Annotated in this window: 12 protein-coding genes and 4 pseudogenes; 8 read left to right on the forward strand and 8 right to left on the reverse strand. The window is 68.8% G+C overall.

Translation table 11 applies throughout. The annotated features are described in order from the left end of the window. Positions 1-35 precede the first annotated feature (35 nt). Together ABCR94_RS16110 and ABCR94_RS16115 are read right to left on the reverse strand one after the other, a co-directional pair. Positions 36-584 (reverse strand): EF-hand domain-containing protein, encoded by a 549-nt coding sequence (locus tag ABCR94_RS16110; RefSeq protein ID WP_347119982.1) that lies wholly within the window; start codon positions 582-584, stop codon positions 36-38. Between the two features lie 176 nt (positions 585-760). Beyond that, positions 761-1,962: pseudogene (locus ABCR94_RS16115) on the reverse strand (PP2C family protein-serine/threonine phosphatase). Between the two features lie 103 nt (positions 1,963-2,065). Here ABCR94_RS16115 and ABCR94_RS16120 point away from each other — a divergent pair. Then, positions 2,066-2,328 (forward strand): annotated as a pseudogene (locus ABCR94_RS16120) (response regulator); the annotation flags it as partial. Positions 2,329-2,474: 146 nt separating this feature from the next. On the opposite strand, the gene ABCR94_RS16125 reads toward ABCR94_RS16120, so the two are convergent. Together ABCR94_RS16125 and ABCR94_RS16130 are read right to left on the reverse strand one after the other, a co-directional pair. Continuing rightward, complete coding sequence (locus tag ABCR94_RS16125; RefSeq protein WP_347119983.1) at positions 2,475-3,188, reverse strand: cation efflux transmembrane domain-containing protein; 714 nt, start codon at positions 3,186-3,188, stop codon at positions 2,475-2,477. Continuing rightward, complete coding sequence (locus tag ABCR94_RS16130) at positions 3,185-3,523, reverse strand: ArsR/SmtB family transcription factor (protein WP_347119984.1); 339 nt, start codon at positions 3,521-3,523, stop codon at positions 3,185-3,187. Before ABCR94_RS16130 ends, ABCR94_RS16125 begins: the two co-directional genes overlap by 4 nt. A gap of 105 nt (positions 3,524-3,628) precedes the next feature. Here ABCR94_RS16130 and ABCR94_RS16135 point away from each other — a divergent pair, with 105 nt between their 5' ends. Next, positions 3,629-4,450 carry an alpha/beta fold hydrolase gene (locus ABCR94_RS16135; protein ID WP_347120155.1) on the forward strand — a complete coding sequence of 274 codons (822 nt, stop codon included), beginning with the start codon at positions 3,629-3,631 and terminating at the stop codon, positions 4,448-4,450. 257 nt (positions 4,451-4,707) lie between these two features. Continuing rightward, positions 4,708-5,352, forward strand: coding sequence for a M23 family metallopeptidase (locus ABCR94_RS16140; protein WP_347119985.1), 645 nt, complete (start codon positions 4,708-4,710; stop codon positions 5,350-5,352). Between the two features lie 45 nt (positions 5,353-5,397). On the opposite strand, the gene ABCR94_RS16145 is transcribed toward ABCR94_RS16140, so the two are convergent. Both ABCR94_RS16145 and ABCR94_RS16150 read right to left on the reverse strand, forming a co-directional pair. Then, a complete protein-coding gene (locus ABCR94_RS16145) occupies positions 5,398-5,607 on the reverse strand; it encodes a hypothetical protein (RefSeq protein WP_347119986.1) in 210 nt (69 codons plus the stop codon). A 566-nt stretch (positions 5,608-6,173) separates the two neighbouring features. Beyond that, a complete protein-coding gene (locus ABCR94_RS16150) occupies positions 6,174-6,956 on the reverse strand; it encodes a DUF1963 domain-containing protein (RefSeq protein ID WP_347119987.1) in 783 nt (260 codons plus the stop codon). A gap of 321 nt (positions 6,957-7,277) precedes the next feature. Here ABCR94_RS16150 and ABCR94_RS16155 point away from each other — a divergent pair, with 321 nt between their 5' ends. Together ABCR94_RS16155 and ABCR94_RS16160 are read left to right on the forward strand one after the other, a co-directional pair. Next, positions 7,278-7,991 (forward strand): hypothetical protein, encoded by a 714-nt coding sequence (locus ABCR94_RS16155; protein ID WP_347119988.1) that lies wholly within the window; start codon positions 7,278-7,280, stop codon positions 7,989-7,991. Positions 7,992-8,089: 98 nt separating this feature from the next. After that, entirely contained in the window at positions 8,090-8,608 is a 519-nt protein-coding gene (locus ABCR94_RS16160; protein WP_347117077.1) for a zinc ribbon domain-containing protein, read from the forward strand. Here the strand turns inward: ABCR94_RS16160 and ABCR94_RS16165 are convergent. Next, a complete protein-coding gene (locus tag ABCR94_RS16165; RefSeq protein WP_347117076.1) occupies positions 8,571-9,356 on the reverse strand; it encodes an IS5 family transposase in 786 nt (261 codons plus the stop codon). The genes ABCR94_RS16160 and ABCR94_RS16165 overlap by 38 nt on opposite strands. A 276-nt stretch (positions 9,357-9,632) precedes the next feature. Between ABCR94_RS16165 and ABCR94_RS16170 the strand changes: the two are divergent. Then, positions 9,633-11,717: pseudogene (locus tag ABCR94_RS16170) on the forward strand (alpha/beta hydrolase); the annotation flags it as partial. 200 nt (positions 11,718-11,917) lie between these two features. Here the strand turns inward: ABCR94_RS16170 and ABCR94_RS16175 are convergent. After that, positions 11,918-12,792, reverse strand: a protein-coding gene (locus tag ABCR94_RS16175; protein WP_521976805.1) for an IS5 family transposase whose coding sequence is annotated in 2 segments (ribosomal slippage) — positions 11,918-12,402 and positions 12,402-12,792 — 876 coding nt in all. Because the reading frame shifts where the segments join, the coding sequence is not laid out codon by codon here. Positions 12,793-12,967: 175 nt separating this feature from the next. On the opposite strand from ABCR94_RS16175, the pseudogene ABCR94_RS16180 reads away from it, so the two are divergent. Further along, positions 12,968-13,558: pseudogene (locus ABCR94_RS16180) on the forward strand (3-oxoacyl-[acyl-carrier-protein] synthase III C-terminal domain-containing protein); the annotation flags it as partial. Beyond that, complete coding sequence (locus ABCR94_RS16185) at positions 13,555-13,758, forward strand: acyl-CoA carboxylase subunit epsilon (RefSeq protein WP_347119989.1); 204 nt, start codon at positions 13,555-13,557, stop codon at positions 13,756-13,758. The pseudogene ABCR94_RS16180 and the gene ABCR94_RS16185, both read left to right, overlap by 4 nt. Positions 13,759-14,690: the final 932 nt, after the last annotated feature.

Raw genomic sequence — 14,690 nt, forward strand, 5'->3', positions numbered from 1 at the left:
TTCATGTCGCTGTTCGAGGGGCGAGGTGATTCGGGTCAGTGGTAGAGCCCGAGGAAGATACCGCCCGGCGTGTTGAGGTCGTCGTTGTACAGGTGGAAGGCCCGGATGGACCTGGCAACCTCTCGCTGGGAGATGAAGGCGTCGCCGTCCAGGTCCAGTCGGCGGAAGATGACCGCGGCGTCAGAGCTGGAAATGTTGCAGAAGTCGAGATACCTGGCGAACTCGTCCCTGTTGATCCGCTTGTCGGCGTCGGCGTCCAGGACATTGAAAACGGCCTGCGCGAGGTCCTCCAGCAGCTGCGCCGCATGCGTGCCGTAATCCACAGCGCGGTGCGCCGCGACGAACTCGCCCTGGGACAGACGATCCTGCCCGGGGGTCGCCTGCGACAGGAGTCCCAGCCACTGCGCCCAGTACGCCCTCTCCAGATGCTTGATCCTGGGCTCGCTCTTCGCCAAGGCGTAACCGGTCGCGTACCTGTCCACGATCTGCTGGTAGTTGCTCCAGGTCACGAATCCTTCTTCAGCGGTGTCAAGGGCTGCGAAGAGCCGCTGCAGCCGACGGGTGATCGGATCGGACGTCGCCATGTGCGTTCCGTGTCCTTTCGCTAGATCTAGTTGATGATGCTCCATGCCTGCTGCATACGGTCCGGGCTGTGAGCGAGGCCTCGACGTAGCAGACGTCCAAAGGCTGCCAGAGGTTCATCCCTCGACGAGGATCGGCGCGAGATTTCCGTCAACGGGGTCGTCGTCCGTGCCAGGTCTCAGAGGTGGGTGGGCCGGCTGCCCCAGTCGAGGCGGAGCACGGCGAGGTCGTCGGAATGCCGTCCTGCGTTCAGCTGATGGGTTTCCTTGATGAGGCGGTCGACATGCGCGGCCGGGTCTGCCGGCGGCAGTGTCCCGATCAGCGCGAGCAGCCCTTCGACGCCGAGGCGCTCGTTCGCTGCCCTGTTGTGGCCTTCGGTGAGGCCGTCGGTGTAGAGGGTCAGGGCTCCGATGGCCGGGAGCGGGATGACTGTGGAAGGCCAGCTGCGCAGCCCGGGAACGATACCCAGCGCGATGCCGTGCGCGGCGGTCAGTTCCCGGGTCCCGCCTGCTGTGGTGAGGAGGGGTTCGTGGTGGCGGCGAGGTGGAGAGTGGCGGTGGCGGCGTTCTGGTCGAGGGTCAGGAGGGTGCAGGTGGCGAACAGTTGGCTGCCGCGTTCGGCGACCAGGATGCGCTCCATCAGGTGCAGCAGATCGTCGCCGCGGTGCCCGCCGAGCACGAGGAAGCGCCAGGCGATCCGCAGGCAGACGCCGAGTGCGGCGGCGTCGGGGCCGTGTCCGCTGACGTCGCCGACGACGGCGTGCAGCAGCCCGTCGTCCCCCTCCACCACATCGAGGAAGTCCCCGCCGAGCAGGGCCATCGCGGCGCCGGGCAGGTAGCGGGAGGTGACTTTCACCGTGGAGGTGTCGAGGATCGGCTGGGGCAGCAGGCCGGGTTCCAGGCGAGCGTTTTCCTCCGCCCGCAGCCGGACGGCCTGAGCTTCGACACTCGCGCGTTCGGTCTGGCTCCGGTAGACGGCGTAGCGCACCGTCCGGTGCAGCAGATCCGCTTCGACCTTCCCTTTGACGAGGTAGTCCTGGGCTCCGGCGGCCATGGCGTTGGTACCCGCCTGGGCCTCGGACAGCCCGGTCAGGACGACTATCGCGGCGTGCGGGGCCAGGCCCCGCACGGCGGCGACCGCGTCGATGCCCGACACATCGGGCAGGTGCAGGTCGAGGAGGACGCAGTCGATCGGGGTGCCGGCGAGTTCAATGCGGGCTGCGGCCAGAGTGGTCCGGGTGGTCAGCTCGAACCGCAGCCCCGTGTCGTGGAGGAGCTCCTCCACGAGCAGGGCGTCACCCTGGTCGTCCTCGATCAGAAGGATGCGGTACATCGGCTCGTCGGAGGGCGCTTTCGGGGAGGCTGTCAAGGCTGCGGTCATCGTGCCGACTCCGCGTCGGAACGGGTGGCCTTGGGCAGGGTGGATGGGCCGGGGCTTTCCGGCGGTTGGGGTGCCAGGGTGAAGGTGATGCGTGGCCACCGCGCGACCCGACCTCATCGTCCTCGACCTGAACATGCCTCGGATGAACGGCCGCGAGCTGCTGAAGGTCCTGAAGACCAATGAAGACCTGCAGACCATCCCCGTGTCGTCCTCACCACGTCCACCGCGCCGGACGACGTGACCGGCGCGTACAGCAGTCACGCGAACGCTTATGTGACCAAGCCGGTCAACCTGGAGGAATTCGAGCGGGCCGTCCAGAGCATCGACGCCTTCTACCTCGACACCGCCACCCGACCCCGCCCCTGAACTGCCCCTGAACCGCCCGGGGTCTGCCTGCGGGCACACGGGAACCGCGTCAGCATCCAGGTCCTCGGCCCGGAACCAGCCGAGTCGAGCGGTCACCTGGTGGAGGTCCCGGCACCGCCGGGGCCCTCATCCATGGCGTGTGGAGGTCAGTTGCAGCAGTCGCATCCAGGTCGGCATTCGCCCGCGCCGCCACCGGCATCGGGAGTGGGCGGTGCCGACGCACCGGCGGATGCGCAACAGCCTTTGCCCTGCCAGGTGTTGCGGCCTTCCTTGAGCGCGATGGCGGCGATGACCAGGGCGGCGATGGGGTCGGCCCAGGACCAGCCAAGGGTGGCGTTGAGGACCAGGCCGATGAGCAGGACGGCGGAGAGGTAGGTACACAGCAGGGTCTGCTTGGAGTCCGCGACCGCGGAGGCGGAGCCGAGTTCTCGTCCCGCGCGGCGCTGGGCGGCGGAGAGGAACGGCATGACCGCGAGCGAGAGGGCGGCGATGACGATGCCGGGGATCGAGCGGTCGGCCTCGCCGGTGCCGGCCAGGGCGCGTACGGCGTCGAAGGTGACGTAGGCGGCGAGGATGAAGAAGGAGACGGCGATGATCCGCAGGGCTGTCTTCTCGCGTGCCTCGCGCACCGCGTGGTCGCGGGCGGAGAACTGCCAGGCGACCGCGGCGGCCGAGGAAACCTCGATGACCGAGTCGAGGCCGAAGCCGACCAGCGCGGTCGACGAGGCGAGGGTGCCCGCGGTGATCGCGACGACCGCCTCGATCACGTTGTAGGTGATCGTCGCGGCGACCAGCAGCCGTATTCGCTTGGCGAGCGCGTCGCGGCGGGCCGGGGACGTTCCGATGGATATGGCGGTCATCCGCAGCACCCCTTCTCGGCGGCGTCGGGGCAGGCCTTGTCGCTCTCGACCGCGACCACGGCGGCGAGGAGGTGGTCCAGGGCGTGGCCGAGGCGTGCGTCGGCGAGCTCGTAGCGGGTACGGCGCCCGTCCGGGACGGCGACGACCATTCCGCAGTCACGCAGGCAGGCCAGGTGGTTGGACAGGCGGGTGCGGGAGACGCCGAGGGCGTCGGCGAGGTCGGAAGGGTAGGCCGGTGCCTGGCGCAGGGCGAGGAGGATGCGGCAGCGGATGGGGTCGGCGAGCGCGCGGCCGAAGCGGGCCAGCACCTCGATGTCAGGGGCGACGGTGAGCACCATCCGACAGTACAGCGAACTCTGAATTCAGGAAACCGTGGACTTTTCTGTTTCCGGCGGGCATCCTTCCCCGACACAACGGACCAGGGGGCGCGCGTGGAGTCGATGGTTGTTGACGGGGTGCGGATCGCGTACGAGCGGACGGGACGGGGGCGGCCGGTGGTACTGGCGGGCGGCACCGGGATGCCGCCGGTGGCCTGGGAGTTGTGCGGGCTGCGCGAGGAGTTGGTGCGCGCGGGCTTCGAGGTGATCACCTACGCCGCACGGGGCGTCGCCCCCTCCGACGCCCCCGCGGCCCCGTATTCGATGGCGGACATGGCGGCGGATCTGACGGGGCTGATGGACGCCCTGGGCCTCACCGCCGCGGCGATGGTCGGGTACTCGCTGGGGAGCTTCACCGTCGAGCTGCTGGCCCGCACCCGGCCCGACCTGGTCGCCTCCGCGGTCCTCATGGCGGGGGCCGGCCCCGTGACCGCCGTCCTCGATGCCGTGCTGGCCGCGGAGGCCGAGCTGATCGCCACGACCGGCCGAATGCCTGCCGCCTTCATACGCCTGCAGACCCTGCTGTCGAGCCTGCCGCCCGCAGTCCTGCGCGACGACGAGGAACAGACCCGCACCTGGCTGGAACTCCTCGGCGCCCAAAAGGACCTCTGGACGTCCGCCGACGGCGAGGTGGGCCAGGCCACGGCGGCCGACACGTGGTTGCGCGACCCGCACCGCATGGCCGCGCTCGCGGACATCACCGTCCCGGTACTGGTTCTGGCCTTCGAGCACGACCTGTACTTCCCGCCCCGCACGGGCAGGGCCGCCGCCGACGCACTGCCCCGCGGGGAGCTCACGGTCATCGCCGGCGCCGCACACGGCGGGCTCCTGACCCACCCGAAGGAGACCAGTGCCGCCCTCCGGACGTTCCTGACCCGCCATTGACCCGGATCCGACCGGTACCGGACCGAAGGCAGACGTGCTTGAGCAGCGATACGCGGGCCATGTCCTCGTCCAGGACCGGCTACTCCCGCTCCTGCGGAGGCAGCGCCTGCTAATGGGCGGCGTCGAGACAGCGGGTCGTCAGCTTCCTTCCGGACCGGAAGGAAGCTGACGATGCTTTCCATCCGGGGGCACCCGTGTGCCCCCAAACGGCCCAGTCAGGCGTGCGCACCGCGCCCGCCCCAGGTGTCCTGACGGGCATGACCTCCCACATAGACCGCCCAATCGAAACAGGCACCACACGACGTGACGCCCTCGGCGTCGCCATGGCACTCCTGGGCGGCGCCCTCTCCGTGGGGATGGCGCCCGGCGCCTCCACCCGCACCGGCGATACCTGCCTGATCGGCTACGACGCCGCGTTCGAGGACGCACTCGCCGAGGCGGACGCACGGACACCGGCCGGCGGAGGCCGTCTGGGGCAAGCCGGGCTTCCCGGAGTATTCGCGCTGCCACTGCGGCGCGGCTACCGGGTCACCGCGCGCTACGGGGTACGCGGCAACTGGCTCGCCGGACACCACACCGGCATCGACCTCGCGGTGCCCCGGGGAACACCGGTCTACGCAGTCAGTGCGGGCACTGTGGTCCTCGCTCAGCGGTCGGGGGACTACGGCAACGCGGTGACCGTCCGTATGCCAGAGGGGCACTACGCGGTCTACGGACACCTCAACCGGATCCGCACCCGCAGCGGTGCCCGCATATCCGCAGGTGCGCGCATCGCGGACAGCGGCAGCACCGGGCGCGCCACTGGCCCGCACCTTCATCTTGAGATCCGGGTCAGGCGCCCCTACGGCTCAGACGTGGATCCCGTCACGTACCTGGCCCGGCGGGGTGTCAGACTGCTGTGAGGCCACCCGAGGGAATTCGCTGACCTGCCGGAACGCTTCTGTCAGCTATTGAGAGTCCCGCGTAGTGACGTGGAGATTCCCGGTGAACTTCCGTACGCCGATGTCGTCGACCCGGGTGATCGAGGCCGGTTCCCAGTCCGGGAACCGGCTGGTGGCGATGACTTCGAGTGTGCCGAGGAAGCCTGCGAAGCCAGCCGGAAAGCCCCGCCCGAAGCTGAGACTGAACCAGACGGTGTACGCGAAGGTCCGCGACATGGTCGTCCAGAAGCTGAGCCAGAGCCCAGCACGAAACAACTGCACTGGGGATCGCGATCGGCTTCAGGCCAAATCCGCTGAGGGGGACGCTGAGTTCCTTGAAGCCGAGGAGGCTGGGGGCGACGGGTTGGCCGAGTCGCTTTTCAGATGGAGTGGCTGCAGCACAACAAGCGTTCCGTGGAGAGGGTGTTGGGGTGCCGATGGACCGCCAAGCCATGAATCTCAGGTCGTACGCCGGGCCAGCGCCTGCCCGCGCCTCATGAGGGCAGCCCTCCCGGCGACGCCGTACGGAACTGGAGGAAACCCCTGGAGCGCTCACCGCACCCCGACGCCACGACGACGCGTCGCCCCCCCCCAGATCACAGCACCCGCAGGAAGGAGCGCTCACAACGGTACGGCTGCAACAGAGGGCCTTGCGGGCCAAGGTGTTGCAGTGACACCAACACCTTGGCCGCACGACCGCGCGTGGACAGCTCGCAGTCGAGGGACCTTCGCGTACACACAGCGCCACCAGCTACCCAGCTACCAGCCACGAGGCGCCGTGGTCGGCGCGGGTGGAGCCGCGGTTAGGGGTTCCAGAACACGGTGGTGAACGTACGGTCGAAGCGTCGTGCGGCCAGATCCTCGCGTGGAATCGCCCAGTGGACGGTGGCACCCTCCATGCCCGCGATACCGGGATTCCAGTCGGCGAGCAGCACCCAGTCCTCGACGGCATCTGACACCACTGCACCCCCGCCCCAATGTCCCGCTTCCGCCGCCCTCACCGCGCACGACACGACGCCTTGGACCGGGTCCAGATGGATGGCCTCCTCCGAGGCGTATCCGCCTATCTGCAAAGACCCTCCGGTGGTGATGTCCTTGCGGGTGTCCTCCCACACCTGGACCAGTTCCTTGGAGTGGGGATGGCCCGGGAGCGGCGCGCTGTAGGGGCGTTCGGGGAGCTCGACCGCGCAGTGGTAGGGCAGGGAGATGTTGGTCGTCGCCCGCAGTTGACTCTGCGGATACGCCTCGACGATCTCCCGGAACTCGTCGATCTCGAACCAGGCCGAAGAGCTTTGGTCCCGCTCCTCGGTGGGCGCACCGGCAGGGACGTACAGCACTTCGCCCATGTTGGCGAAGTCACCATCGTCCTCCAGGAAGGCGAACAACAGCAGGTGCCCGTCGGGGGGCAGAGGGAGATCCGTCGCGTCATCGGGGAGAGCCGCGAGGTCGATGGAGGCCACGAAGGGGAAAAGGGGGCTTGAGGTGTCGGCCGGAAGTTTCAGGGGACCGCCGAACTGGCCTACGACCGGCCCGTCGCCTTCCGGGGCCAGCGTCGCGACACTCCCCATCGAGGAAGTAGCCCTCATGCTCGAAGGTGCCGACGCCGACCGGAACCTGGGCAGCGCCCGCTGAGACAAGATGCCGAGCACCCGCCGGCGCGGCCCGACGTACGGTTTGGGGCCTTGTCCGACCGGTCGCCATGGTGTTGCACCGCGGATCGTTGACGGTCGTCCGGGGTGCGTTGAGCGTTCCGATGCGCGGTGGCCCGGTTGGAGCCACACCTGCTGCGGACCTCCGATGCATGCCACGAGGCAACCCCGAGCCGTTAATTGGCATCCTCCCGTGACGAGAGAGACCCCAGAAGCCATTGGGGTGCTGCGGCACGAAGGATGACGAGGAGCAACGTTTTGAGACGTGTTCTACGAGTGGCGACGTCGGCCATGGCGATACTCGCGCTGGCCGCGGTGTCGCCGGGCCCGGCGCACGCGCGGCCGTCCGCTGATTCCATACCGTCCGCGCCATCGACGAGTACCGACGACGACCTTCCGGCGGATTGGCAGCTCACGGGTACGGGAGGCGGGAAGACTCTGGTCTGGACGTCGCCCGACTTGGTGCCCATGGGGAATGCCCGGGTCGAGTTCTACGCCGGGGACACGCTCCTGGGCAGGCCGTTGGCCGCCAAGGACGGGCGGTCGTTCCGGCTGGCGCTCGACGACGCGCGGATCGATACGACGGAGGATCTTCGGGTGCTGGCGGGCGGACGCCGCCTCGACGCGGCCGCTTCTCCCGCGCCGCCCCCGCGCCGCGCCGCCCCCGCGCAGCCTTCCACTCCGTTGCCCGCGAACAAGGTTGACCCCGGAGTGCAGGGTCCCTACCGCAGCATCAAGGGCGAGTACGCCCTGAAGTCGGTACGACTGCCCGGCTTCCCGGCACCGGTGGAGATGCGTGCGACCGTGGTGGGACCTGTCGGTGCCCCGGGGAAACGGCCGCTGGCCTTGTTCCTGCACGGCCGCCACTACACCTGCTTCGACGCCGCAGGTGATATCGACATCGCATGGCCCTGCCGGCCCGGCACCCAGCCGGTGCCGAGCCATCAGGGCTATCTGAGAAGCTGTTGCTAAAAGGGTCTTGAGGGTTGCGTTTCCGCTGGTCAGGTATGAAGTGGGCTGAGCGCGGAAGGGTTCGGGCGTCATGATTGTCCGAGCGTGGAGGTGCGGGGATGCCGTCGGTGAAAGGGCTGTTCGAGGAGCGGGAACGTGCGGCGAGGCAGCGGGTGGAACTGCTGCGCGAGGAGGCCGAGCGGGTCCTGGCCGCGCTGCGGGAGGCCGAGACGTTCTGGGAACGGAAGGTCGTCGCGTTGGAAGAGCTCGATGACGCCTTGAGCGTGGACCACGGGTCCGTGGCGGTCGAGGTGGGAGGGGAGTCGCGGCCCGACCCGTCGGTGACGGTGTCGGGTTCGATGGTGCCGCAATGGCGGGCGGACCTGTCGGCCTCCGCGCTCCCGCCGGACTATCAGCGCATCATCGGTGTTCTGGTCGGCCGGGAGGCCGGCGGGGCGGATGGTGACCGGTCGATGATCTGCAGGGAGATCGCCGGTGGGCTGGGCCTGGAGTTGGTGCCGGCGAAGGTGGAGGGGGTGCGGTCGAAGGCGAAGAAGATGGTGGCCCGTGGATGGCTGACCGAGGTGCGGGCGGGACGGTTCACGCTCGCGGACGGCCAGCGAGGCGACGGCTCATGACCATGGTCATCGACCACAGGATCATCGCTTCGGCGCTGACGGTCGTGGTCTCGAAGTCGCGGGCCAGACGGCGCGAGCGCATCAGCCAGCCGAAAGACCGTTCCACCACCCAGCGGCGGGGAAGGATCTTGAAGCCCTTGGTGTCGTCACTGCGCTTGACGACCTCCAGCACGATGTTCAGCGCCTTCGCCGCACCGGCGAGGACAGGGCCGGTATAGCCGCCGTCGGCCCAGATGAGACGGAGCCGGTGAAATCTCTTGCTCAGGAAGGGCAGGAGGGCCTGGAACGCGTCACGGTCACCGATGTCAGCAGGGGCGACGTGGACGCTCAGCAGCAGACCCAGGACGTCGGTCACAATGTGCCGACGCCTCCCGTTGATCTTCTTGTTTCCGTCGTAACCCCGTGAGGCGGCCGGAACGTTGGCGGCGGCCTTCACCGACTGTGAGTCCACGATTCCCGCGCTCGGCTCCACGTTCCTGCCCGCCCGCGCCCTCACCTGCTCGCGCAGCCGGTCGTGGAACTCCGCGATCAACCCCTGCTCCCGCCACCGGCGGAAGAACGCGTACACCCGCTCCCAGCAGGGGAAGTCTGCGGGCATCGCCCGCCACTTGACACCGTTGTCGACGACGTAGCGCACCGCGTCGACCATCTGCCGGTGGCAATAAGACTCCGGCCGGCCCGCCTGCTTGCCCAGCCACGCCGGGACCGGCAGCAACGGGCGCACCCGCGCCCACTCCGCGTCCGTCATGTCCGTCGGGTACCGACGCTCACGGCCGGGCTGATCGGCCGCGTTTCCGTACACGTGCGCGAGACAGTCACACGACCGCGCCGAACCACTGGCCACCGGCCCCATCGATGCGGTGAACTGGAACAACAGGGCCTCCTGGAAACGGTGATCTCGACAACCACTCGCTTCCAAGAGGCCCTGCTTTCATGCCCCGCCCCATGAAGATCACCTATCCGGGATCGACGCGAGGAACATCAGATCGACCGCCAGGCCACATGATCGATTGAACTACGGCTTCTGAGGGCCCAGAAACTTCTGGCATCTCAGGGCTATGTGACGGTGTCCATCGCCGCCAACGGCATCAACGCGCAGGACCACTTCGCGCAGGACGGCGGCGCGCAGGCCCGCTCGTCGCTGGTGCGACTGCACCTCGCCCAGTGGGCGGACTGGGCAGCGAAGCGCTCCACAGCACCGCCGGCAGTACGTGCGGTCTCGCCCGCGGACTTGTCCCGCGTGCTGCTGGTCGGGCACTCCCGGGGTGGGGAGGGCGTCAACCGAGCCGCGCTCGACAGCCTCAGCCGGCCACCCGCCGATCAGGACGGGTACAAGGGCCCGGCACGCTGGAAGATCCGCGGCAACGTCCTCATCGGCCCCACCATCTTCGGGCAGAACCCGGCCCCCGACGTGCCCTCCTCCACGATCCTGCCGGGCTGTGACGGCGACGTCTCCGACCTGCAGGGGGAGATCTACGCCGACGGCACACGCGGGGTGAGCAGCGGCGCCGCCCTGCAGAGCGCGGTGTACATGGTCGGCGCCAACCACAACTTCTTCAACAGCGAGTGGACCCCGGGGCAGGCGAAGGCGCCCGCCGACGACGACTTCTACTCCGACGACACACCGGACCCGGTGTGCACACCGGGCACGAAGACCCGCCTGACCGCCACCCAGCAGCAGGCCGCCGGCGCCACGTACATCGCTGCGGCGGCCCGGCTGTTCGTCGCGGGGGACGACCGGGTGCGCCCGCTCCTCGACGGCTCCGACCGGCGCGCACCGTCCGCGGACCCCGCGCGGGTACTGACCCACGCCGTCGGTGCGAACCGCACTGCGGCCTTCCTGCCGGACGCCTCGCTCGCCGTCACTGGTGGCCGGCTGTGCGCACAGGTGCACCCCGACCCGGCCCGCGGCTGCCTCAACGCCGAGAAGGCCGAGGTGTCACCGCACTTCGCCTCCTGGGAGGCTTCACCGGAGCCGGGCCGCGACGCGGTCGCGATGAGCTGGTCCCAGCCAGGCACCCCGGTCCGGATGCGCCCCGCGAAGCCGATCTCCCTGGCGGGGGCCAAAGCGTTGGCGCTGCGAGTGATCGTGCCGCCCAACACCACCGGCACGCAGCTGGACGTCACGCTCGTCGACACCGAGGGCCGCCGAGCGACCCTCGGCCGGGCCCGCGTCGACGGCCTGCCGGGCAGTGAGCGGACCGCCTCCTTCTGGGCGCGCGAAATCCGCGTACCGCTGTCCGCCGCCGCTCCTGCGAAGCTGGACCTGAAGCACGTAAAGACCCTGGAGCTGACCCCGCGCACCGGCTCCGGGCGGGCCTGGCTGATGGACGCATGGGGCTGGCGGCCGGGCACCCCCGCGGTACGGGCAGCGGCGCTGCCCCGCGTCGACATCGGCCGCCTGGCGGTCAAGGAGGGCAACGCCGGGCAACGGACGTATCGCATTCCGGTCCGCGTCTCCGGGAAGGGCAGCGGCCAGGTCCGGCTGTTCGTGCCCAAGCCGGGCACCGACGAGGTCACCTCCCGGGTGGTGACGGTACGTCCCGGCAGCAATGCCATCGACCTGCCCGTCACGGTCAAGGGCAACACCCGCTACGGCTACGACATCCCGCACGACGCGTTCGTCAAGGCGGTACGCGGTGCGGCGGTCGGCTCCCACCGCGGCGGGGTGACGGCGCTGAACGACGACCCGATGCCCAAGATCAGCGTGACGGCGGTCAAGGACCGGGTCACCGAGGGCGGGAAGCTGACCTGGCGGATGTCACTCTCGCAGGCCGCCGACGCGGACGTCATGGCCGAGTTCGCCTTCCAACCAGTAACGAACGGCGTGGAGTTGTCCACCCTGGACGTCGACCCGCGCTGGCTGGAGGAGACCTTCGGTGAGTCGCCCAGCCCGGCTCGACCACTGTCAAGGATCACTGAAGGAGGTACGGTCGTCTACGCCTCCGTACCCCCCGGGGCACGGAGCGCCGAAATCAGCGTACCCACCATCGCGGACGGGGTCAGCGAGCCGGAGGAGTCGATCAAGCTCCGGGTGACCACCTTCGACCAGTCCGGGGAACCACAACCGGGCCCGGTGCTGACCGGCACGGTTCGGGACGTCTCGTAGCGGACATCCACAACGGAGAGAGCCGGACTCAGTTTCGCTGGGTCCGGCTCTTCGTAGCTGACCGGCACGCAGGTAGAACACTTCGGCGTAAGGGTCGGATTCCAGGGTCGAGCCGTCGCAGACCGTTTCCCGCGGGCCTCGGGGACCAACCGGAGTGGGGCTGATCGGGTCGGTTCTAGGGCCTGTTGCGAAAGTGCTGGTCACAGCCACTCATTGATGGCTGCGACGAGGATGGTGGCTTCGTAGCGGACGGCGAGTTTGTCGTATCTCGTGGCGACGGCCCGGTGACGTTTGAGGCGGTTGATCCCGCACTCGACTGCGTGGCGTTCGCGGTAGTCGGCCTTGTCGAACTTCGGCGGTCGGCCGCCACGGGAACCAAGCTTCCTGCGGTTGCGGATCTGGTCCTTCTTCTCCGGGATCGTGCAGCGGATCCCGCGTCTGCGCAGGTAGGCGCGATTCTTCCGGGAGCCGTACGCCTTGTCGGCGCGGACTTTGGCGGGCCGTTTGCGGGGACGCCCCAGCCCCTTGCGGGGTACCCGGATGCGCTCAAGTACCGGTTCGAACTGCGGGGAATCGCCGCGCTGCCCGGCCGTGATCACGATGGACATGGGTTTTTGCCCCTGCTCGACCGCGAGGTGAATCTTGGTGGTCAGCCCACCGCGTGAGCGCCCGAGCCCGTGGTCGTCCGGCTCGGTCTCGACACCTCCGGGCGGCTCCTTCTGGAGATCCCCCTTTTCACCGCACCGGCGGCGTGCTGATGGGCTCGGCACACCGTTGAGTCGACACTCACATCCCAGGTGATCAGGTCCTTCGCGTCGGCCTGGGCCTGCAGTTCGGTGAAGATCCGCTTCCAGGTGCCGTCCCGCTGCCAGCGCCGGAACAGATCGTAGACCCGGTCCCACGGCCCGTACCGCTCGGGCACATCCCGCCACGGCGTGCCGGCCCGGGTCCGCCACCGTATGCCGTTGATCAGCTGCCGCCTGGGCCATATCGGCGGTCGGCCGGACTTACTGCCCTTCGGCAAGAGCGGTTCCAGCCGTACCCACTGTTCGTCTGTCAGATCTCCACGCGCCACACCGTGATCGTTTCACAGTCAAGATCCACTTTCGCAACAGGCCCTAGGGGCCGCGTGGGTTGCAGAGCGGCGTGACGGGGCGGGCCGGGGTGTTCAGCGGGTCTACATCTCCTCGCCCCGAGAGCTAGGAGTACCGTGACTGCCTCCGCCGAGGTCCATGACTGTCCGTTTGACTATCGTGCGCGGCGAGGGCGGCCGGGGCGTACGGCTGGAGCGCAACGGCTCGTACCTGGTACCGGATACGGAGGACTGGATCTCGTACAGCGTGCGGGCCACCGGCTTCCACTTCCTGCTGGACAAGCGCGTACCGACCACCATGGGGATGCTGGCCCCGGCTCTGCACACACTCACCGAGCAGCAGTGGTGGAACGTGTCCGAACTGGATTTCTACATCGTGCATGCGGGAGGTCCGCGCATTCTGGACGACCTCTCCAGCATCCTGCGCCTGCCCGCCGAGACCTTCAGGTTCAGCAGGGCGACGCTCACCGAGCGGGGCAATATCGCCAGTGCGGTCGTCTTCGACGCGCTGGACCGGCTCTTCGAGGAGGGCAGCACCGCGGCCCTTGGCACCGGGCTGATCGCGGGGTTCGGGCCCGGAATCACCGCGGAGGTCACGCTGGGCCGCTGGACGGGGTCAGCGCCTATCGGCGGTGAGCGGGACAGAATCGTCCTGCGCCGAGAGTTCCGGACGAAGACGGACGGTGACCTGGGCGGTGACCTGGACGGTGGAACGGCGGCTCACCCGGCTGCCGCGCCTGCGGGGTGAACCCGGACGAAATCGGACTGCGCATCGAAAAGGGCCACGCCGAGCCCGAGGAACTCGCCGCGATCAAGACACTCATTCTCGCTCGACTGCGGAGCCGCGGAGACTCCTCGGCCAGACACCTCCCCGTCTCCGGGCCCTTGCACGCCCGGAAAGGGCATCGGAGACGGTCCGTGTGCTGGGCCGGCTGCTGGGCCTGTTGAGGAGGACGCAGGGGTGATCCCGTGGCGCCCGTGTGGCTGTGCTGCTGTCCGGTGCGTTGGCGGCGTGACCGGCGCTGAGTAGGTGGAACTTCAGCGGGCCCTGGCTGTAGGGGAGTTCACGGCCGGACCCAGGGCGCCCAGCGCGTGGGGAAAGCCCCTGCTCCGTTGGCCTCCGTGCCGGGGTGGACCCATCTGACAGCGGGGCGGCCCACTGCGGCGGGCTTCACCGCACCCGCGATCAGGCACTCTTTCGCGTGTGGTCGCTCTCCAAAGCAGAGGTTTGGTCAGGGGGCAGGGTTCCTCCTGGGAGGCTCCGTTCATGGACGGCACGGCAAGGAACGCGCGGGCGAGTTGGAGTGACGCGCTGGCGGCCTCCTGCCCGCACAGGGCGCCGACGGGGGGCCGCTGAGTCTTGCGCCCTGCGCCGTCGGACCCCGATGCGGTCCGACCGCAAGCCAGTGCCACCGCGCGCAGGCAGTGGGACATCGCTCTGCGCCATGCGTATTGCTTGCGCTCGCACGAGTGGTTCCAGACCATCCCGACCACACGCCCCTTGTTGCGCACAGCATGCAATAAGGGGGTCAACTCCCGTATGGGCTAACGATTACATGGCGTGTCGTCGCCGAATATCGGAACTCCGCAGGTGTTGGCTGCCTGCCGCCACCTGCGGCTTTACGGGAGGATGCCGCGCCAGGTCGGTGGTCGGGCGCGGAATTACTGCCAGAGTGCGGCTTTTTCATGGTTTCCTGCCGCTTGCGCACTTGATGCGAGGTGATGTGCATGACCGGCGAGGGCTCTGTCCTCGTGGAAGCCGCCCGGACACGTTCTGATGTCCCGCCCGCTGGGTCGATCCATCGCCTCTGCCCCGTAACGAATCCGTCCCGCCCGCATCCCGTGCGGGTGGCGAACGACGGTTTCGCAGCCGAGAGGAT

This window comes from Streptomyces changchenzhani (assembly GCF_039766235.1).
Classification (GTDB): domain Bacteria; phylum Actinomycetota; class Actinomycetes; order Streptomycetales; family Streptomycetaceae; genus Streptomyces.

Coding starts and splice junctions, on each gene's coding strand:
- ABCR94_RS16160 (WP_347117077.1), top strand. CDS start 8,090: ATGCCGTCGGTGAAAGGGCTGTTCGAGGAGCGGGAACGTGCGGCGAGG.
- ABCR94_RS16135 (WP_347120155.1), top strand. CDS start 3,629: ATGGTTGTTGACGGGGTGCGGATCGCGTACGAGCGGACGGGACGGGGG.
- ABCR94_RS16145 (WP_347119986.1), bottom strand. CDS start 5,607: ATGTCGCGGACCTTCGCGTACACCGTCTGGTTCAGTCTCAGCTTCGGG.
- ABCR94_RS16125 (WP_347119983.1), bottom strand. CDS start 3,188: ATGACCGCCATATCCATCGGAACGTCCCCGGCCCGCCGCGACGCGCTC.
- ABCR94_RS16150 (WP_347119987.1), bottom strand. CDS start 6,956: ATGAGGGCTACTTCCTCGATGGGGAGTGTCGCGACGCTGGCCCCGGAA.
- ABCR94_RS16165 (WP_347117076.1), bottom strand. CDS start 9,356: ATGACGGACGCGGAGTGGGCGCGGGTGCGCCCGTTGCTGCCGGTCCCG.
- ABCR94_RS16110 (WP_347119982.1), bottom strand. CDS start 584: ATGGCGACGTCCGATCCGATCACCCGTCGGCTGCAGCGGCTCTTCGCA.
- ABCR94_RS16140 (WP_347119985.1), top strand. CDS start 4,708: ATGACCTCCCACATAGACCGCCCAATCGAAACAGGCACCACACGACGT.